21 protein-coding genes are annotated in these 20,046 nt (G+C 35.7%); 15 read left to right on the top strand and 6 right to left on the bottom strand.

Features of this window, described 5'->3' with window-relative positions; all coding sequences use genetic code 11:
• Nucleotides 1-7: 7 nt before the first annotated feature.
• The 5 genes from EKQ63_RS22530 to EKQ63_RS22510 are packed head-to-tail and all read left to right on the top strand — an operon-like array spanning nucleotide 8 to nucleotide 7,905.
• Complete coding sequence (locus EKQ63_RS22530) at nucleotides 8-1,489, top strand: distal tail protein Dit (protein WP_143881507.1); 1,482 nt, start codon at nucleotides 8-10, stop codon at nucleotides 1,487-1,489.
• Nucleotides 1,486-6,330 (top strand): phage tail spike protein, encoded by a 4,845-nt coding sequence (locus tag EKQ63_RS22525; protein ID WP_143881506.1) that lies wholly within the window; start codon nucleotides 1,486-1,488, stop codon nucleotides 6,328-6,330. The genes EKQ63_RS22530 and EKQ63_RS22525 overlap by 4 nt, the downstream gene beginning before the upstream one ends.
• Nucleotides 6,331-6,368: 38 nt before the next feature.
• The gene (locus EKQ63_RS22520; protein ID WP_000398738.1) at nucleotides 6,369-6,605 is read left to right on the top strand and encodes a hemolysin XhlA family protein; all 237 of its coding nucleotides are present in this window, start codon (nucleotides 6,369-6,371) and stop codon (nucleotides 6,603-6,605) included.
• Entirely contained in the window at nucleotides 6,605-6,844 is a 240-nt protein-coding gene (locus EKQ63_RS22515; protein ID WP_123805348.1) for a holin, read from the top strand. The genes EKQ63_RS22520 and EKQ63_RS22515 overlap by 1 nt, the downstream gene beginning before the upstream one ends.
• Nucleotides 6,841-7,905, top strand: a complete 1,065-nt coding sequence (locus EKQ63_RS22510) for an N-acetylmuramoyl-L-alanine amidase (protein ID WP_143881505.1) — start codon at nucleotides 6,841-6,843, stop codon at nucleotides 7,903-7,905. The genes EKQ63_RS22515 and EKQ63_RS22510 overlap by 4 nt, the downstream gene beginning before the upstream one ends.
• A 164-nt stretch (nucleotides 7,906-8,069) precedes the next feature.
• On the opposite strand, the gene EKQ63_RS22505 is transcribed toward EKQ63_RS22510, so the two are convergent.
• Together EKQ63_RS22505 and EKQ63_RS22500 are read right to left on the bottom strand one after the other, a co-directional pair.
• The gene (locus EKQ63_RS22505; RefSeq protein ID WP_143881504.1) at nucleotides 8,070-8,444 is read right to left on the bottom strand and encodes a hypothetical protein; all 375 of its coding nucleotides are present in this window, start codon (nucleotides 8,442-8,444) and stop codon (nucleotides 8,070-8,072) included.
• A gap of 91 nt (nucleotides 8,445-8,535) precedes the next feature.
• Nucleotides 8,536-8,889, bottom strand: a complete 354-nt coding sequence (locus EKQ63_RS22500) for a YolD-like family protein (RefSeq protein ID WP_143881503.1) — start codon at nucleotides 8,887-8,889, stop codon at nucleotides 8,536-8,538.
• A gap of 466 nt (nucleotides 8,890-9,355) precedes the next feature.
• Here EKQ63_RS22500 and EKQ63_RS22495 point away from each other — a divergent pair, with 466 nt between their 5' ends.
• The 5 genes from EKQ63_RS22495 to EKQ63_RS22475 all read left to right on the top strand — a co-directional run bounded on the left by EKQ63_RS22495 (nucleotide 9,356) and on the right by EKQ63_RS22475 (nucleotide 11,716).
• Nucleotides 9,356-9,667, top strand: a complete 312-nt coding sequence (locus tag EKQ63_RS22495; RefSeq protein ID WP_143881502.1) for a ComGF family competence protein — start codon at nucleotides 9,356-9,358, stop codon at nucleotides 9,665-9,667.
• Nucleotides 9,664-10,035 (top strand): competence type IV pilus minor pilin ComGG, encoded by a 372-nt coding sequence (comGG, locus tag EKQ63_RS22490; protein ID WP_087954301.1) that lies wholly within the window; start codon nucleotides 9,664-9,666, stop codon nucleotides 10,033-10,035. Before EKQ63_RS22495 ends, comGG begins: the two co-directional genes overlap by 4 nt.
• Nucleotides 10,036-10,210: 175 nt before the next feature.
• Nucleotides 10,211-10,861 (top strand): 2OG-Fe(II) oxygenase, encoded by a 651-nt coding sequence (locus tag EKQ63_RS22485; RefSeq protein WP_142385804.1) that lies wholly within the window; start codon nucleotides 10,211-10,213, stop codon nucleotides 10,859-10,861.
• A 118-nt stretch (nucleotides 10,862-10,979) separates the two neighbouring features.
• Nucleotides 10,980-11,477, top strand: a complete 498-nt coding sequence (gene aroK / locus EKQ63_RS22480) for a shikimate kinase AroK (protein WP_088326713.1) — start codon at nucleotides 10,980-10,982, stop codon at nucleotides 11,475-11,477.
• Nucleotides 11,478-11,515: 38 nt separating this feature from the next.
• Nucleotides 11,516-11,716 carry a YqzE family protein gene (locus tag EKQ63_RS22475; RefSeq protein WP_000106081.1) on the top strand — a complete coding sequence of 67 codons (201 nt, stop codon included), beginning with the start codon at nucleotides 11,516-11,518 and terminating at the stop codon, nucleotides 11,714-11,716.
• Nucleotides 11,717-11,784: 68 nt separating this feature from the next.
• Here the strand turns inward: EKQ63_RS22475 and EKQ63_RS22470 are convergent, their stop codons facing one another.
• Nucleotides 11,785-12,417 (bottom strand): VC0807 family protein, encoded by a 633-nt coding sequence (locus tag EKQ63_RS22470; RefSeq protein WP_087954304.1) that lies wholly within the window; start codon nucleotides 12,415-12,417, stop codon nucleotides 11,785-11,787.
• Between the two features lie 139 nt (nucleotides 12,418-12,556).
• Entirely contained in the window at nucleotides 12,557-12,673 is a 117-nt protein-coding gene (locus tag EKQ63_RS22465) for a hypothetical protein (protein ID WP_003279814.1), read from the bottom strand.
• Nucleotides 12,674-12,746: 73 nt separating this feature from the next.
• On the opposite strand from EKQ63_RS22465, the gene EKQ63_RS22460 reads away from it, so the two are divergent.
• Complete coding sequence (locus tag EKQ63_RS22460) at nucleotides 12,747-12,974, top strand: hypothetical protein (protein ID WP_000032699.1); 228 nt, start codon at nucleotides 12,747-12,749, stop codon at nucleotides 12,972-12,974.
• Nucleotides 12,975-13,070: 96 nt separating this feature from the next.
• Nucleotides 13,071-13,202: a hypothetical protein gene (locus EKQ63_RS30510; protein WP_000064669.1), complete on the top strand. Its 132-nt coding sequence runs from the start codon at nucleotides 13,071-13,073 to the stop codon at nucleotides 13,200-13,202.
• A gap of 36 nt (nucleotides 13,203-13,238) precedes the next feature.
• Here EKQ63_RS30510 and EKQ63_RS22455 read toward each other — a convergent pair whose 3' ends face one another.
• Nucleotides 13,239-14,033 (bottom strand): YqhG family protein, encoded by a 795-nt coding sequence (locus tag EKQ63_RS22455; protein WP_088326711.1) that lies wholly within the window; start codon nucleotides 14,031-14,033, stop codon nucleotides 13,239-13,241.
• A complete protein-coding gene (locus EKQ63_RS22450; protein WP_087954306.1) occupies nucleotides 14,020-15,702 on the bottom strand; it encodes a DEAD/DEAH box helicase in 1,683 nt (560 codons plus the stop codon). The genes EKQ63_RS22455 and EKQ63_RS22450 overlap by 14 nt, the downstream gene beginning before the upstream one ends.
• 391 nt (nucleotides 15,703-16,093) lie before the next feature.
• Between EKQ63_RS22450 and gcvT the strand changes: the two genes are divergently transcribed.
• Genes gcvT through gcvPB form a run of 3 tightly spaced genes read left to right on the top strand, consistent with a single transcriptional unit; the run spans nucleotide 16,094 to nucleotide 20,030 of the window.
• Complete coding sequence (gene gcvT, locus EKQ63_RS22445) at nucleotides 16,094-17,194, top strand: glycine cleavage system aminomethyltransferase GcvT (RefSeq protein WP_000631771.1); 1,101 nt, start codon at nucleotides 16,094-16,096, stop codon at nucleotides 17,192-17,194.
• Between the two features lie 20 nt (nucleotides 17,195-17,214).
• The gene (gene gcvPA / locus EKQ63_RS22440) at nucleotides 17,215-18,558 is read left to right on the top strand and encodes an aminomethyl-transferring glycine dehydrogenase subunit 1 (protein WP_143881501.1); all 1,344 of its coding nucleotides are present in this window, start codon (nucleotides 17,215-17,217) and stop codon (nucleotides 18,556-18,558) included.
• On the top strand, nucleotides 18,555-20,030 hold the full coding sequence (gene gcvPB, locus EKQ63_RS22435; protein WP_000795696.1) for an aminomethyl-transferring glycine dehydrogenase subunit 2: 1,476 nt from the start codon (nucleotides 18,555-18,557) through the stop codon (nucleotides 20,028-20,030). Before gcvPA ends, gcvPB begins: the two co-directional genes overlap by 4 nt.
• Nucleotides 20,031-20,046 lie beyond the last annotated feature (16 nt).

The raw sequence follows: 20,046 nt of genomic DNA, 5'->3' as shown, positions 1-20,046 counted from the left end.
TGTCAACATGAGTTCTTTTACATTTAATAACGAGCGAAAAGATTTTATTCAAATTGCAAAAGGATGGAAAAGACCAACTTGGGCGCCATTAAAAAGGAATTTTTTAAGTGTTCCTGGTTATCCAGGTGCAAGGCTATTAAACACACAAACGGAAATGCGTGTTTTATCTATTCCTGTAGGAATTATCGTTCCTGATGGATCTGATTTAGAAATCATAAAAGAAGAAATTGCAGATTGGTTAATTACTGATCAACCAACAGAGCTTACTTTCGATGTAGAACCAAATAGAACATATTTAGCTGTTGTAGATGATAGCTTTGATCCAGATGAATTTGCAACACTTGGAATTGGTACAATTAAATTTATTTGTCCGATGCCTTATAAATTAGGGAAAGTACAGACTCACACTTTCAAACAAAGTTGGTCTACTGAGATTACTTCTTATTTCACGAATAAAGGAAGCGTAGAAGCTCCAGCATTAATTGAAATGACTGTAAAAAAACCAAGCACCTTTTTAGATGTATGGTTTGGTAAATATCCTTCAGAACGAAACTATTTCCGTATTGGTTATCCCCTTACTGTGGAGGAAACAACGGTACAAGAGCGTGAGCGTGTGTTATGGGATGAAATGGCTTCACCTATAGGGTGGACACCTGTTACGGGACAAGTTGAAGAAATGAAAGGTACAGGTAGTTTTAAATCAAGGGATGGTTACGCATTATATTGTGAAGATTACGGACAAGAGAAAGGATTCCACGGAGCAATAGCTAAGAAAAACATTCCAGGCGGCCCTATTCAAGATTTCGAAATGGAAGCATGGATGCGTTTGAAATCTAAAAGTATTGGGGAAATGGGGCGTGTCGAGGTATTGCTTTTGGATGATGCAAGTAATATTGTCGCACGAATCAACATGAGCGATTTATATTGGGATGCTGAAATCACAAAAGCTTACATGCGAATTGGAAATGCCGGAACACCCAATAGTATACGAAAACTAGTAGACACAAGTGGAGCGCACCCTAATACATTTAATCAATTTTACGGTAGGTTACGTATTGCGAGACGAGGTAAAGAGTGGACTGTTTATGTAGCTCGTTTCAGAGATGGGACAGAAATCGATGATGCTTCAATTGTTGAGCGTTGGATCGATGAAACGGGAAATCCGATGACTAACCGAAAAATTGCACAAGTTATGATTGCGGTATGTAAGTGGGATAACAACCAACCTGTTGATGTAATACAAATAGATGATTTAAAGATTTGGAAAATAAATAAAGTTCCTTCTAATACAAAGCCTTATATTTTCGATGCAGGAGACAAAGTGATAATTGATACAGAAAGAAGTCTTGTTACGATTAATGGGAAAGACGCTATCAATATTAAAGATATATTCAGCGAGTTTCCTAAAATCATACGTGGAGATAATCGTATTGATATTATGCCACCAGATGTTGCAGCTACAATCAGTTACAGGGAGAGATATAGATGAAAACGCCAAGTGGTGAATTGCATGTTGTTGATTTTAAAACAGAACAAATTGTAGCATCTATTCAGCCTATAGATTATTGGGATGATAAAAGACATTGGGAAATCAAGAATAACATCGATACATTAGAGTTTCATGTATTTGATAATACAAGGCATTCATCCACACTTATGCAGCAAAACCTAGTGTTAAAAGAAGTGCGAGATGGTCGTATCGTTCCTTATGTAATTACTGAAATTGAAAAGAATTCTGATGATAGGTCAGTAATCGCTTATGCATCTGGTGAATGGATTCAACTTGCTAAAGCTGGAATTATCCCTCCGCAAAAATTAGAAGGTAAGACAGTAATAGAAATGATGGATATAGCTCTTGCAGGTACGAAGTGGAAAAAAGGAAATTTAGAATATGCTGGTTTCCGTTCTATGACTATTGATGAATTTATTGATCCATTAAGCTTTCTAAAAAAGATAGCATCATTATTCGAACTAGAAATACAATACCGTGCTGAAGTTGTAGGCTCTCAAATCGTCGGGCGTTATGTAGATATGGTAAAGAAGCGTGGTCGAGAAACAGGAAAAGAAATAACCCTTGGTAAAGATTTGTTGGGGATTAAAAGGATTGAAAACTCTCAAAACATTTGTACAGCCTTACTAGGTTTTGTAAAAAAAGAAGGTGGAGAGTTTGTTACTATTGCAGAAATAAATGGTGGTGTCCCTTATCTTGTGGACAGCGATGCATTTCAAAGGTGGAATGAGAAAGGGCAACATAAATTTGGATTCTATAGTCCCGAGACAGAAAACGAAGACATGGATGCAAAACGTTTAATGACTCTTATGAATACAGAGTTAAAAAAACGTGTGAATTCTTCTGTTTTTTATGAAGTTGAAGCACAATCAATCGGTCGTGTATTCGGACTTAATCATGAGTTAATTAATGATGGAGATACAATCCGAATAAAAGATACAGGATTTACACCTAAATTGTATCTAGAAGCAAGGGCGATTGCTGGTGATGAATCATATAAAAATCCATTGCAAGATAAATATGTATTTGGGGATTATCATGAAATTATTGATCCGAATGAGGAATTAAGAAAGATTTACAATCGTATCCTTAGTTCGCTAGGCAATAAACAAGAAATGATAGATCAGCTAGATAAATTAGTGAAAGAAGCCAATGAAACGGCTAGTAATGCAAAGAAGGAGTCAGAAGCAGCAAAAACACTGGCTGAAAAAGTGCAGGAGAATATTAAAAATAATACCGTTGAAATCATTGAATCTAAGTATCCACCAACAACAGGGCTTAAAGATAGAAAAACATTGTGGTTAGATATTTCTAATGGTAAGCCGGGCATTTTAAAGCTCTGGAAAGATGGTATTTGGGACCCGGTAGTTCCTGATGTGGAATCGGTCAAGAAAGAGACACTTGAACAGGTCAATAAAGATATTGAGTCCGCAAAAACAGAATTAAATCAAAAGGTTCAAGCTGTGGAACGTGAAGCACAAGAAATAGCTGGACAAATTGCTGATGTATCAAAGGAAATAGAAAACAAAGTTGACCAAGAATGGATTGACAACGAATTAAAAGATAAGGCTGATAAATCTGGTGTATATACAAAAGATGAAATTAAAGATGGTTTTATAGGTAAACAAACCTATGAAACTGATAAGCAAGGGAACGTACAGAAGTTCCAAAATATTAACACATCTATTAGTCAAACAAATGAAGCTCTTACACAGAAAGCTGAGAAATCAGAGTTAAAGAAAACGAATGATGGCTTGTCACAACTTGAGACGAAAACGAATGAGATTAAGTCAACGGCAGATGGAACGAAGCAGACGCTTTCTGAGCTTAAAACACAAGTTGACAATACAGAAATTGGTGTCCGAAATCTATTGTTAGAAACGGCTACTAAATCGCACTCAGTGAAGACTGGAGAAAATAAGCCGTATACTTATTTCGGTGTAGCCAATGATGCAATTACTTTAATGCAGGGTAAGAATATTGCTATGAGCTTCCTATTTACAGGCAAAGTTACCGCATGGGGTACAACAAATAAATGGGCTGGTTTCGAAGTGAAGATTACTTTTACAGATAATACATTTCATTATCTGAGTTGTCGCATAGAAAACCGCCTAACACTAGGTAAACAGTATAACCAGGAAAGATTCACAGCGAGTGCTGTAGTAATGGATAAACCTATTAAAGAGATTTCAGTTTACGCTTTAGCACGTGATTTCACAGGGGATGTATTAATTGAAAAGCTTAAATTAGAAATTGGCACAATATCAACTGCATGGATACCAGCGCCAGAAGACCAAGTGACAACGACCGATTTCACTAAAAAGACAGTAGAAATTGAGACTACTATTAAGGGGATTAATACTACTGTTTCCAATGTTCAAAACGAACAAGGAAAGCTTACTGAACGTGTAACAAAATCAGAGCAAACCGCAGATGGATTTAAAACTTCTATTGAATCGTTAACGAAAAAAGATAATGATATTAGCAATAAATTAAATGCAGTAGAGCAAACTGTGGAAGGCACAAAAAAGACTATTTCTGACGTGCAACAAACAACAGGTGAACTAAAGCAAACAACAACTGAAATTAAAGAACAAGCAGGGAAAATCACCGAAAAGTTGACTAGCGTAGAGAAAAAGTTTGATGATATGAAGATTGGTGGACGTAACATTCTGTTAAGTACAGGTGGTACACTTAAATCTGACACAGGAACAACAGTGTCTAATATAGTAAATAAGACATTTAAAATTGTGCCGGATGGTTTATCGATGCTACAAGGGCAACAGTTTACTATTAGTTTTAAAGCTAGAACTATTGGATATGAAAAGGGAACGCCGAATCCATGGGCTGGGGCAGAAGTGTGGGTAAAGTATAAAGATGGTGAACAACTATGGCCTAGTGTGCGTTGTGAAAGTAATGTTAACGCAAACCAAGAATGGAAAACATATTCTGCTACTCACAATCTTAAAGATAAAGCAATTGAAGTTTTCTCTCCGCAAACGCTATTACGTAATGTTAAAGGCATGATTGAATTAAAAGAATGGCAAATTGAAATTGGAAATAAAGCAACAGACTATAAACCAGCGGCAGAAGATCAAGTGACAACCGATGAATTCACCAAAAAAACAACCGAGATTGAAAAAAGTGTGGATGGCGTAAAAACCACTGTAACAAATGTTCAAAACAGCCAAGTTGGATTTGAAAAGCGTATGTCTACAGTGGAACAAACAGCAAGTGGATTATCTTCCACAGTTAGTAATTTAAATAATGTAGTATCAGATCAAGGGAAGAAGCTTACTGAAGCTAATACGAAACTTGAACAACAGGCAACCGCAATCAATGCAAAAGTCGAGCTAAAACAAGTAGAGGACTATGTTGCTGGGTTTAAGATACCTGAGTTGAAGCAGACTGTTGATCAAAATAAAGAAGTTTTATTAGATGAATTAGCTAATAAACTTGCAACTGAGCAATTTAATCAGAAAATGACTATGATTGATAACCGTTTCACTATTAATGAACAGGGTATCAATGCCGCAGCGAAAAGGACAGAAGTATATACGAGGATACAAGCAGATGGACAATTTGCTAAGGATTCCTATGTAAGAGATTTAGAAGGACGTATTCACATTACTGAGACCAATATCCTTAGTACTGTGAAAAAAGGCGATATCATTTCAGCTATCAATCAAACAGCAGAAACTATTAAAATTCAAGCGGGTAAAATAGAGTTAGATGGAACAACTATAGCAAAGTATCTAGAAGCGCAGGAACTTAAAGGGACTACAATACGAACAGACAATAGTTCGAACTACGTTCATATTCAAAAGCAATTTATCCGTTTAATGGAGTCGGCTTTATGTAGGGTTTACCTTGGGTACTATAATGATCGCGCAGGTCAAATTCAACCAACAGTTGTATTGGGCGGAGATTCTAGTTTTCAAGACGGTTCGGTTGTCCTAAGTAAACAGTCAACACAAGGATTTTTAGGAATAATAAACGGAAAAGATTCTAACGGAGACCCTTATTTTGTAAGCTCAGTTGCTTTCAAAAGATCAGGTGATTTGAATCTTAGTGCCGGAATGAATGGGAATGTAACTATTAACTCTGGTAAAGGTATAGGACATTATGCGAAAGGTGGTTCGTTCTGGGCAGAAGCAACAGACGGAGTCACATTAAAAGGCGGGGCCAAATCTGTATGGATGGACTGTCAGTCTTCTATTGTTTTCAACTTAAAGGGTAAAAATATGCTTGATATAGTTGCAACGCCCAACGCTGAAACTGATCTTCGCTTCCAAACAGTAACTTTGCGTAATGGTAACGTTGATGGATACAAAACACTTCAAGTTAAAGATGGAACAGGAAACGCTTTTAATGCTGTTACAGCATCTTCATTTCAAACAGCATCGAAACGCGAGTACAAAACAAATATTCGCGATGTACAGTTTGATGCAATAGAAAAAATTATGGCGCTCAAAATTCAACAATATAACTTGAAAACAGATATAGAAGACTTATATGAGAAGCGTATGAATCGTGTTGAAGGGAATCCAATTCTTACAACAAACGATATAGAAACTCACTATGGGTGGATTGCAGATGATAAAAATACTCCTGGGTGTTTTGTTACAAAAGAAAAAAATGCAGCTGAAATATATTCTTCTTTAGCAATTCAAATAAAAGCATTTCAAGAAGAGAAACTTGCTAAAGATGCTGAAATTGAAGAGCTAAAAGAAGAGAATAAACAAATGAACCGTAGAATTGAAGTGTTAGAACAATTGTTAGTTCAAAATTTAATTGATAAGAAACCAGAGCAGCCATAAGCTGGTCTTTTTTTATTGCCTAAAAAGGAGTGGTCAAAGTGGAAGGATTACAAGAAGTAAGAAGCGATGTTCAAGAAATCAAGCAAGATATCAAGGACATTCGTTTAGAAATTAAAAGCTTGGAAATGCGAACAACCGGTAACGAGAAAGACATTATCAATATCAACAAACAGTTAGATAAAATCAGCGCCAATACCACATGGATTTTGCGACTTATTGTCGGTGGAATTGTCGGCGGTATTCTCACTTTCTTAATGAAAGGAGGTGGTATGTAATGGTTAGTTTAGCTGTAATGATTGGAATTGTAGTTGGTCTTTCACAAATCGTAAAAACAATTGGATTACAAACAAAATATATTCCGTTATTGAATTTAACGCTTGGCATTGTGCTAGGCGTTTTATTTTTGGACGGAGATATCAAAACAAATGTATTTCAAGGAATCATCATTGGTCTATCAGCAAGTGGATTATTTGACCACACAAAAATTATGAAAAAGGATGCTGATATAAAATGAAAAAAACATTAAAACATATTTCTTCTGTACTCTTTGCTGTTATTTTTGCTTTATCCGTTGCAACAAGTGCTTTTGCTGATAGAACACTGATTATTCCTGATTTACCGAAACAACCATACCGTAATGGTGTAGGTGCTTATGAGGGCGTTGTAGCACATTCTACAGCAACTCCTGAAGCGCCAGCTATTAATATTCAAAAGTATGAGTCTCGTACGTGGCGTTCAGCATTCGTGCATTATGCAGTTGATTGGAATGAAACAATCCAAATTGCTGATACGAAATACATTGCCTATGGCGCAGGACCAGGAGCAAATAAACGATTTGTTCACGTAGAATTATGCGAAACAAGAGATTATGAGAAATTCAAACGAAGCTATGATAAGTACGTTAAGTTATTGGCTAAAATCCTTCGTGACCGTGGAATATCAGTAGAAAAAGGACTGTGGACTCACTACGATGTGACGAAATATCTTGGTGGTACAGATCATGAAGACCCACTTGATTACTTAAAATCTCATGGCGTGTCAGAAGCTCAATTCCGAGCTGATGTACAACGAGCATACAATAATTCTAGTGTGGATGTTTCTGTTCCTGATAAGCCATCTAAACCAGCAGAAGTTCCAACGGCTGTAACAGATGGTATTGCTTATATTGAAGGTTACAATGTGAACTTACGTAAAGGACCTGGTACAAGCTATTCTAAGATTCGCCAGTTAAACAAGCCAGAAGCTTACATTGTATGGGGCGAAAAAGATGGCTGGTTAAACCTTGGCGGTGAACAATGGATTAAGAACGATCCATCTTATGTGAAGTTTAGTAAGAAAAGCACAGTAGATTCTTCTATCGTAGGTAAGCGCGTTGTTTCTAAAGTTAATAACCTACGATTCTATGATACTCCATCTTGGCAGGATAAAGATGTGGCTGGTTCTGTAGATGCAGGATTAGGATTTACAATTGATGCGAAAATAAACGTCAATGGATCCCCGCAATACAAAGTACACAATAGCAAAGGTAAAACATACTATATCACAGCAAGTGAAGCCTATGTGTATGTGAAGTAAAAAAACAAGAGCCGTCCTGTTTGAACTGACCCCAAAAAGTTAGACAAAGAAGTTAAGCGACTGATTGGATTTGAGTCCGGTATTGTACTGGACTCATTCAAAATACACCTCCAATTGTTAATTGTGTCTAACAATTGGGGTGCACATCAGTTGGGCGGCTTTTTTTATTTGAATTCAACGTAATACTTATTATCAATGATTCCAAATGCTACTTTGCACGGGTATAGTTTGTACCCTTCTAGTGCTGCATTCATACAATGCTGAACCCATTCTTCTAGTTCCATTGGCAAACGATATGCTTGAACACTACCGTCATTATTTTTAATCGTCGCTACCGATATAACGGTCCTTGACATTGTAATCCTATCCATCGAAACCGCTGCAACGTCGTCCTTTCCAGCAGTACCAACACTAAGAACTTCATATACTGTTGCATCCTCTTCTTTAAGAATCATAGGTATGTTCAAATACTGAAAGTCATTGATATTATCATAAATAATAGCTCCAGCTTGGTTTCTCCTTACTATATCTTTTTCCATATTCATCTCTCCTTACTCTTTTATCATATTGGAATATATTAGTGAATACTATCCCGTTTTTACGTTCTTATCATAGGAACTGACGTTTGTTTTAATTAATACTTACCAATTCATCAAATTTAAATTCCGTTTCGAGTCCAAATGCATCCGTACAATACACAGTTTTTGTCATCGGATCAATATGCGATACATTTATGTACATGTGATGAACTATTCCGTCACGGTAATATGAAATTAATATTTCCTGTTTATTTTGCATCGAATAAAGAAGTCCTCGTTCAATCTGTTCACGCATATCTTCGCTAACGATTGGTTTGGAAACTTTATTTAAATCGTTAAGCATCTCATTAATTCCTATGTACTGTTCTGGAAGTGAAGCAAATGGTCTCCATTTTACCATGCCACGCCCTTTCAGTTTCGGTGTTCCCCAATTTGTATTATCCATAATAATCCCCCGATTCATGCTATTTAGCCTTATTATACACAAACGTACGTTCTTTTTGAAGGTGCAAAAAAAGCCTATCCTTTATGATTTGGCTCTTTTTTATTTTTATGTAATTAAAATTTACTTTTAGATAAAGCCTTTAGTATTGGATTAACAATCCTAGCGATCAAACGAAATCCTCTAAATATCGATTGGAAAACCTTCATATAATAATCCCCCTTAAATTAAGTAAATCATACCAACTTATACAATATTTTAAAAGTGTGATTTGATATAGTTTTATTTTTTGTTCTTCAATTTAATAAAAAAGAGCTGAATATAAATCCAGCTCTTTTGCCCCATTTTTTAGTAATGCCCCACCTTTGCCCCGCTTTATAGAAAAAGATAGAAAACATTAAGAAAAGGAAATAAGAAAGAACGCTGATTTAATAGGGTATTTACAATGGTATAAAAGCAAAGAAAACGGTTGTATCTATTTGTAGGACAAGTACAGTTAGAGTTTCGTGAAGTATCATTTGTGGAAAAAATAGTTCCTGAAAATAGAGAGAGTATGTTGCGCTTCCGTCTTCGCACTGGAGATGAAGTGACGTATGAAAAATTGAATAATCACCTTATAAGAAAAGTGAACATGCGCGGAAGAGAAGTTATATTACAAAATGTTGAAATGGTTTCGTATGAAGTAACACCTCATTTGCTCTTTATCAATGTGAAAGATAGGAGCGGGAAAATATATGAAGGTGTAGCTATAAGGTATAGCGAAATGGGAATACATGTATGATAAAACAAGATGGATTTACGATGCCAGGAACAATCATTTTTCTTATATTATTAACTTCGTTCTTTATATACGAAACGAATATGTTGCTTATAGATAAAAGATTTTATATTGAAATAGAGCAAAAGTTTGTACTGGAGGAAATACTAAATCAATCTATTACAAATATAAAAAAAGACTTACTGCAAAAAGAAAAGGAAGATACTTTTTTCTTTTCATATGAAAAGGGCGAAGCGAGTGGAAATTACGTATTTGAAAACGACGTTATTCTCGTTTCGTTACAGTGCAAAATCAAACAAGAAGTATTCTATAAAGTAAGCTTTCGGTATAGAAAAAAGGATGAGAAAATATTCGATTGGATAGAAGGATAGTATGTGAAATATATGGATAAAAAACCATGATTTATCATTTGAAAATTGGCTGTTTTTTAAAAGGGAATGGATAAATAAAACAATTAAAAGTTTAAATTTTCTCAAAAAAGAGAAAGGTAGAAAGAATATGATATATTCATGCTATCCAATCATTATTTTTAGGGAGAATAGGGAAATGACAAACAACAATCAAATAGGTGAAAATAAGGAGCAAACTATTTTTGATCATAAAGGAAATGCAATTATGACAGAAGATAGGGAAATACAAATTATTTCAAAATTTGAAGAACCTCTTATTGTCGTGTTAGGAAATGTATTAAGTGATGAAGAGTGTGACGAATTAATCGAATTGTCTAAAAATAAATTAGCACGTTCTAAAGTTGGTTCATCACGTGATGTAAATGATATTCGAACGAGTAGTGGTGCATTTTTAGATGATAATGAACTTACTGCGAAGATTGAAAAACGAATTTCATCTATCATGAATGTTCCTGTTTCGCATGGAGAAGGATTACACATTTTAAATTATGAAGTGGATCAACAATATAAAGCACACTATGATTATTTTGCGGAACATAGTAGATCAGCCGCTAATAATCGTATTAGTACGCTTGTCATGTATTTAAATGATGTAGAAGAAGGCGGAGAAACATTCTTTCCGAAATTAAATCTTTCTGTGCATCCTAGAAAGGGAATGGCAGTATACTTTGAGTATTTTTATCAAGACCAATCATTAAATGAGCTTACGTTACACGGAGGGGCACCTGTAACGAAAGGTGAGAAATGGATTGCAACGCAGTGGGTGAGAAGAGGTACTTATAAGTAAAAGCATGTATGTGACGTTTTGTTCTTCATTGCATAATGGGAACAAGACGTTTTTTTATTAAATAGTGTAATCTTTCGTTATAATAACAAATAATAACGGATGATTGAGAGGAACGAACATGAAATCTATATACATAACCGGCTATATGGGAGCTGGGAAAACAACAATTGGAAAAGCATTAAGTAAAGAACTTCATATGGATGTTATAGATACAGATCAAAAAATTGAAGAGAAGCAAGAGAAGGAGATTCGTGATATTTTTGCTGAAGAAGGTGAAATGGCTTTTCGGGAATATGAAAGTGAGATGTTACGTGCACTACCTGTTGAAAATGTAATCATTACAACTGGCGGCGGAATCATTGAGCGAGAGGAAAACCGAAAGTGGATGAAGGAAAATGGCACTGTCGTGTATTTATATTGTGATCCACACATAATTGCAGAGAGGCTTCGTGAAGATACGACACGTCCACTATTTCAGAAGAAAGATATAGATGCATTTGTAATGAAATTCGAATCGCGCCGAGCTTATTATGAAGAGGCTCATATTCATATCGATACGACGAATAAGTCTGTAAAGCAAATTATGAATGAATTAAAAGAAAAGATTAATGGATAAAAAAGTGGACATACTAATCAAGTAGAGGTGATGATAATATGTCTACTAATGATTATGTTCGCTTTGTGACGCAGCAGTTTGTGTCGTATATGGATGCTCCAAAAGAAGATCGTAAACAAAAGAAAGAACAACGCCGTGCTGAAAAGGAGCCATTTATGAATAAGTGGTTTGGTGTTATGCCGCTTAGTGCTGCTTTGTTTTATCGAAACGTAAAAAATAAAAGAAAAAAATCAAGTTAACGATTTCGTAATATGTGTAGCAAAGTGAAAATCCCCTAGTAGCATCATACTACTAGGGGATTTTTTATTTACTGCACAGATTCCTTTTCTTCTGTAACGGCATGTATTTTATTGTTCACCCATACGAACCCTATTCCGATACAAATGGAAATGCCCCATCCAACAGCCGTCATTATCGCTCTCATTTCACCGTAGCCATCTACACCGAAAACAGAGATGAAATAAATCTTTAAGAAGCTTTTTAATATGAATTGTAGACCGAAAAATAGCGTTAAATATTGCAATGCTGGATAGATACGACTATCACGATACAGTTCACGACTTTTATCACGGTCATGGCCTTGCAGTGCAGCAATATCTGCTGCGAAATATAACATAAGTGGTTTTTTTATAAAAATTGTACATATGACGATAATGCCGAGTACGATGTGATAATACGCATCGTTCCACAACATTCGTTCAGCTGATCCGGATAATAGATCTACCGTTGTATTAGAAATGAGTGTAATTAAAATAAAGAACCCTGTTACGTTAAACTGTCTTTCTTTTTTAAAGGTATACAGTGTATAAATAATCCCTGGAACAGAGGAAAGTAACATCGCGTAATAAGGATCGATATAAGGTTTTGCAAATTTCCAAATGAGGAATGGGATTACGAGATAAAAGACAAGATCTAATATAGCTTTTTTATTTTGATTCATACAAATCCTCCTTAAGTCATACATATATTTTATAATATAATTTCTGAAAATTGTATAAGGTTTAATAGGAAAAGGAAAAATATATCACTTTTTGAGGAAGTAGTAGATTGAAAAAATACCCCTAGCGTAGTAAGTTTTTTTAGTATATAATAAAGGAAACGCTTTCATTTTTAGTTTGTTCACAAAATGGACGGAAAATCACATATTTACTATCGATATGTTGCTTTATAATGAAACTAATTAAATATACATGCATACAATATTGTGAAATAAATAACATAAATAATTTATATAAATGTAAACGTTATCAAAAGAGAGAGGTGGAGACAATGAGTAAATTTTTCTTCAATCATAATCCAGCAACAGTAGAGGATGGAAGGCTTGTTGAATATGCTGAAATTATTTATGGAGAAGGCGGCCGTTCTGTATTAGAAAATTTAATGGTGAAGGCATCTATCAGATTGCGTGATCGTTATCCGAATAAATCTGACGAGCAGATCTCGAACCTAGTAAATAAAGGCATCCATGATATGTTTCAAAAATACGTGAGCGAGTAAGAGGAGCCAATGGCTGCTCTTATTTTTTGTATAAGGATTGTATCTCTAGCTGAAAATAAGGGTGTATTTTGAAAGACATAAGAAGGAGTGGAAAAGATGAGTAATGGAATTGGCCGTTCAAAAGAAAATCTTCCAACTGATGCAAATCATGTGAGTGCAAAGGATCGTGCGTATCAAAAACGTATGGCAAAGCAAAAACAACAAGAGCGTAATGGCGATAGAGGATAATTCAAAAAAGCTCCTTCAAAAAAATGAAGGGGCTTTTTAAGTTAGAAAATGATTCGCGGTAACATAAAAGAGTCCACCGTTAATAATTTGCACTGTAATGCGGGGTTCATATTGTTCTTGCAGTGCTTGTTTTTCAATTTCATAGCTTTCAGGAAGTTCATCACTTTCTTCATAAAAACGATTTAAAAGGTCCAAATCGTGATTCCAGCGCACTCTTGCTTCTTTCGCCCACGTATGGTCATCTTCTGCAATAATATTTTTTAAAGCATCCTCTATACGTTGTAAACCACTTTGCGGTTTAATAATAGGCGAGAGCGTAAAACAAAAATCAGGTATTTTCGGTGTAAGTTTAATTTTAGTTAATGTTTCATGAAAGTTTGCAATCATTGTGCCAGAAATAAGATGAATGCCAATCGAGTGAAGAATATCTTTTTTTCGATCACATTGATAGGAAACTTTTATATTTACACCGAGCCACGGATGGAGCGGTGTATGCGTTGCTCCGCTATGCCGTACTTCTTCATATAAACGTATGTAAGAGCCTAATTCTTTTGTTGTTTGGAAAATTTGATGAAGGCGTGGTGAACCATAGTGAATAAGCTCGCCATCGTCTTCTTCATTTTCTGGATTTGTAATAAGAGTAAGGCGCATCGGATTCGGTACGCCTCCTGTTTTTTCAAGATAGTGCCAATAAAAAGGACGGTTCATTAATAATTTATCCATCTCAATTGTTAATTGCACATCCAATAGATGAGGAGAACGTTCTAAAATTTCACAGTTATTCGCCTCAAAAAAATTGTATAAGTAATTATGAATTTCATGTTGCTGCATAGCCTTGCACCTCAGCTTCATTTCGTTTCGCAAAGTCGATAATAGATGTTAAGTTTTCCATCTTAATTCGGATTTCTCCTTCGCTTTTTGACTGCGTAAATATTTCTTGAATGTGTGCATCGATGTTTTTCATATTAATTCTCGTTAAAATTTCATCAAGTTCACCGATCACACGCTCAAATAAATTAATTTTTTCATATAACAGTTTCAAAATATGTTCTTCAACAGTGTGCTTTGTAGCTAAGTTATAAATATGAACATCATTCTTTTGACCAAGACGGTGAATACGTCCGATTCTTTGTTCAAGACGCATTGGGTTCCATGGCAAATCATAATTGATCATATGGCTACAAAACTGTAAGTTAATTCCTTCACCACCAGCTTCCGTTGCGATTAGCACTTGCGCATGATTTTGGAAAAGTTCCTTCATCCAATCTTTCTTCCCGCGTTTAAATCCGCCGCGGAATGGGACGGAAGAAATACCGTGTTGTTGTAAAAACCATTGTAAGTACATTTGTGACGCTCGATATTCTGTGAAGATGACGACTTTATCATCAATTTCTTTTATAAGCTCTAGCGCTTTATTTGCTTTTGAGTTAAAAGGAATATGATTAATTTTCTCCATTAGCACATCGATATGCGGATCTTTTACGTAATGTTCATTTTCCTTCTGTCGTTTTTCTACATGTTTTTTTAATGAATAGTAAACGGCCTCACGACTACTACACGCTTCCCGTTTTAAAGTTAACGATGAGAAAGCCGATGTGAAGGCGTCTTGTCCTCGCCAATTTTCAATATTGTTATACAAAGCTTGCTCTTCTTCATTAAACTCGACAAAAATCGTACGTACATGTCTCTTTGGCCAATCTATCCCGGTATTATGACGCCGATTTCGGACCATTACTTTGTTAATAAGAGCTTTTAAATCTTCATCAGATTCGGCTGAACGATTTTTTGAAGCATAATATTCTTCAAAATTGGATTGATTGCCTAAGTGTCCTGGTTTTAATAAAGAAACGAGGTTGAAAATTTCATCAATCTTATTTTGGACAGGAGTAGCGGTTAATAATAAACAAAATTTCTTTTTTAATCGCTGTGCAAATTCATAGTTTTTTGTTTTATTATTTTTAAGTTTATGTGCTTCATCGATAATAATAAGGTCATATTCTAAGTTCAAAACGATATCACGATGTGGTGAACGTTTTGCAGTATCAATTGATGATACAATCACATCGGCTTGTTCCCACGAGTAGCTTTTCTTTTGGGCTACTGCTGGAATGAAAAACTTTGTATTTAATTCGTATGCCCATTGTGATACGAGAGAGGCTGGGACGAGTATAAGTACTTTTTTCACAAGACCGCGGACCATATATTCTTTTAAAATAAGTCCAGCTTCAATTGTTTTTCCAAGTCCTACTTCATCTGCTAGAATCGCTTTACCATTCATTTGTTCAATAACATTTTGAGCGACTTCTAATTGATGAGGAAGTGGTGTGAAATGAGATAAATGTTTCGGTGCTTGTAATCCATCAAAAGTAGGGACAAGTAACGATTTTTCTGTTTCATAAGCTAAATGATATAAATCCCAGTTTGTCCAAGGACCATCTTCGTCAATTCTATTTAAAAAATTGTTTTGCCACGTTCGATCTATGGAAATATCGACATTCATTACGACTCTCCCACCTTTTATAAACTAAAGTAATTATGAAAAAATCTTTAATATATAAGCCTTGTAATAAGGCACTATTACACTTACTGAAAGGTAAACAATAAGTAAAGATAAAGGACTAAATCTTAAAAACTGTATGTAATAAGATTAAGCATAAAAAATTCTAAATTATTTTTTATGCTAGAATATTGATGAAATATAGCGAATAATGTTAGGATAATGGTGTGAAATGTGTGGAATCTTTCGTATTTTATCCAAGAAAGTGATTTTTTATTTACGCTTTCATAAAAAAATATAATGAGATTCCGTATATCCTATCTTTTCAGAGTGAAAATGTTTAGATAAGGGAAACAACTTTTATTGATTTGTCAGAGCATAAGGGGGAGAGAGCATGATTACATTACAACGTACACCGTTATTTGATGTATACGCGAAGTATGGTGGGAAAACAATCGACTTCGGTGGTTGGGAGTTACCAGTTCAATTTTCAAGCATTAAAGAAGAACATGAAGCTGTACGTACAGCGGCAGGTTTGTTCGATGTGTCTCATATGGGAGAAGTTGAGGTAAAAGGTGTAGATAGTTTAGCATTTTTACAACGTGTTGTTACAAATGACGTTTCTACCTTAAAGGTAGGGGGCGCACAATATACAGCAATGTGCTACGAAAATGGTGGTACAGTAGATGATTTATTAATCTACAAACGTGGTGAAGAAGACTATTTATTAGTTATCAACGCATCAAATATCGAGAAAGATTACGAATGGTTAGCGAGCCATGTAATTGGCGATGCGACAGTAGTCAATGTTTCTAGTGAAGTTGCACAGCTTGCAATTCAAGGACCAAAAGCAGAAGGCATTTTACAAAAAGTTGTGTCAGAAGATTTGAAAGAAATTAAGTTCTTTAAATTTAAAAACGATATTCTTGTAGATGGAATTCCAGCACTTGTATCTCGTACAGGTTATACAGGTGAAGATGGATTTGAAATTTACTGTAAGAGTGAAGATGCTGCAAAACTTTGGGAGAAACTTCTTGAAGTTGGAGCAGAAGAGGGCTTAAAACCATGTGGTTTAGGTGCTCGTGATACACTTCGCTTCGAAGCAACATTACCACTTTATGGTCAAGAATTATCAAAAGATATTACACCGATTGAAGCTGGAATTGGCTTTGCGGTAAAACCAAATAAAGAAGCAGACTTCTTTGGAAAAGCAACGTTAAAAGAGCAAAAAGAAAACGGTGCACCTCGCAAATTAGTCGGCATCGAAGTAATTGAACGTGGAATTCCTCGTACGCATTACCCTGTATTTATTGGAGAAGAAAAAATTGGGGAAGTAACGAGTGGTACACAATCTCCAACGTTAAAGAAAAGCATTGGTTTAGCACTAATTGATGTAAAATACGCAGCAGTTGATACAGAAGTAGAAATTGAAATTCGTAATAAACGCGTCAAAGCAGTAGTTGTTCCAACACCATTTTATAAACGTTCAAAGTAACGGGGAGAGGGGTAGATTTCATGTTGCATCGTTATCTTCCAATGACAGAAGAAGACAAAAAAGAAATGTTACAAACGATCGGCGTTCAAACGATCGATGAGTTATTCTCTGATATTCCAGAGAGTGTTCGTTTTAAAGGGGATTTAAAAATTAAAGAAGCAAAATCAGAGCCAGAGCTTTTAAAAGAGTTATCTCAAATGGCTAGTAAAAATGCGAACTTAAAAGAATACGCTTCTTTCTTAGGAGCAGGCGTATACGATCATTACGCTCCAGTAATTGTAGATCATGTTATCTCTCGCTCAGAATTTTATACAGCTTACACGCCATACCAACCAGAAATTTCACAAGGGGAATTACAAGCGATCTTTGAATTCCAAACAATGATTTGTGAATTAACAGGAATGGATGTAGCAAACTCTTCTATGTACGACGGAGGTACAGCTTTAGCTGAAGCGGCAATGCTAGCGGCTGGCCATACTCGTAAAAAGAAAATTCTTGTATCTAGTGCAGTGCACCCAGAATCAAGAGCAGTACTTGAAACGTATGCAAAAGGTCAACATCTTGAAGTTGTTGAAATTAATCATAAAGATGGTATAACAGATTTAGACGTATTACAAAGTGAAGTAGATGATACAGTTGCTTGTGTAATCGTTCAATATCCAAACTTCTTTGGACAAGTTGAAAAATTAGCTGATATTGAAAAAATCGTTCATCAACAAAAATCATTATTTATCGTTTCTTCAAATCCATTATCATTAGGCGCATTAACACCACCAGGGAAATTTGGTGCTGATATTGTAATCGGTGATGCACAACCATTCGGTATTCCAACGCAGTTTGGTGGACCGCACTGTGGTTACTTTGCAACAACGAAAGCATTTATGCGTAAAATTCCAGGACGTCTTGTTGGACAAACTGTAGATTCAGATGGTAAACGTGGATTTGTATTAACGTTACAAGCACGTGAACAGCATATTCGTCGTGATAAAGCGACGTCTAACATTTGTTCAAACCAAGCGTTAAATGCATTAGCAGCTTCTGTTGCAATGACAGCACTTGGTAAACAAGGTGTGAAAGAAATGGCGCGTCAAAACATTTCTAAAGCGCAATACGCAAAACGTCAATTTGAAGCCAAAGGCTTCACAGTTACATTTGCTGGACCATTCTTCAATGAGTTTGTTGTAGATTGCAAGCGCCCAGTGAAAGAAGTAAACGATGCATTATTACAAAAGAATATTATCGGCGGTTACGATCTAGGCCGTGATTATAAAGAGCATGAGAACCATATGCTTGTAGCAGTAACTGAGCTTCGTACAAAAGAGGAAATTGACACACTTGTAAACGAAATGGGGGCTATCCAATGAAGAACCAAGACCAAGCACTTATCTTTGAAGTGAGTAAAGAAGGACGCATAGGATATAGCTTACCAAAATTAGATGTAGAAGAAGTGAAACTAGAAGATGTGTTTGAGAGCGATTATATTCGAGTAGAAGATGCAGAGCTACCAGAAGTATCTGAACTTGATATTATGCGCCACTATACAGCACTTTCAAACCGTAACCACGGTGTTGATTCTGGCTTCTATCCACTTGGATCTTGTACGATGAAATATAATCCGAAAATTAATGAGAGTGTAGCTCGTTTCGCAGGATTTGCAAATATTCATCCGTTGCAAGACGAAAAGACGGTACAAGGTGCAATGGAATTAATGTACGATTTACAAGAGCATTTAATTGAAATTACAGGTATGGATACTGTTACATTACAACCAGCAGCTGGTGCACACGGAGAATGGACAGGCTTAATGTTAATTCGTGCATACCATGAAGCAAATGGTGACTTTAACCGTACGAAAGTAATTGTTCCTGACTCTGCTCACGGAACGAATCCAGCATCTGCAACTGTAGCTGGTTTTGAAACAATTACGGTAAAATCAAATGAACATGGTCTTGTTGACTTAGAAGACTTAAAACGTGTTGTAAATGAAGAAACAGCAGCACTTATGTTAACAAACCCTAATACATTAGGTTTATTCGAAGAAAATATTTTAGAAATGGCAGAAATCGTCCATAACGCAGGCGGTAAATTATACTATGATGGTGCAAACTTAAATGCGGTATTAAGCCAAGCGCGCCCAGGAGATATGGGATTTGACGTTGTGCATTTAAACCTTCATAAAACATTTACAGGTCCTCACGGCGGCGGTGGCCCAGGTTCTGGTCCAGTAGGTGTGAAAGCTGATTTAATTCCGTACTTACCAAAACCAATTTTAGAGAAAACGGAAGATGGCTATCGCTTTAACTATGATCGTCCAGAAGCAATTGGGCGTGTAAAACCATTCTACGGTAACTTCGGAATTAACGTTCGTGCATACACATACATTCGTTCTATGGGTCCAGATGGACTACGTGCAGTAACGGAGTATGCGGTATTAAATGCGAACTATATGATGAGAAGATTAGCACCATTCTATGATCTTCCGTTCGATAGACATTGTAAGCATGAGTTTGTATTATCAGGTCGTCGTCAAAAGAAACTTGGTGTACGTACATTAGATATCGCAAAACGCCTGCTTGATTTCGGTTACCATCCACCAACAATTTACTTCCCATTAAATGTGGAAGAATGTATTATGATTGAGCCGACAGAAACAGAATCAAAAGAAACTTTAGACGGTTTCATTGATAAGATGATTCAAATTGCTAAAGAAGTAGAAGAAAATCCAGAAGTTGTACAAGAAGCACCTCATACAACAGTCATTAAACGTTTAGACGAAACGATGGCTGCACGTAAACCAGTTTTACGTTATGAAAAGCCAGCTCCTGTACAAGTTTAATTAGAATAATAAAAAA

It is taken from the genome of Bacillus sp. BD59S (assembly GCF_007363175.1).
Taxonomy (GTDB): domain Bacteria; phylum Bacillota; class Bacilli; order Bacillales; family Bacillaceae_G; genus Bacillus_A; species Bacillus_A pacificus.
This window is presented reverse-complemented; position numbering and strand designations above follow the sequence as displayed.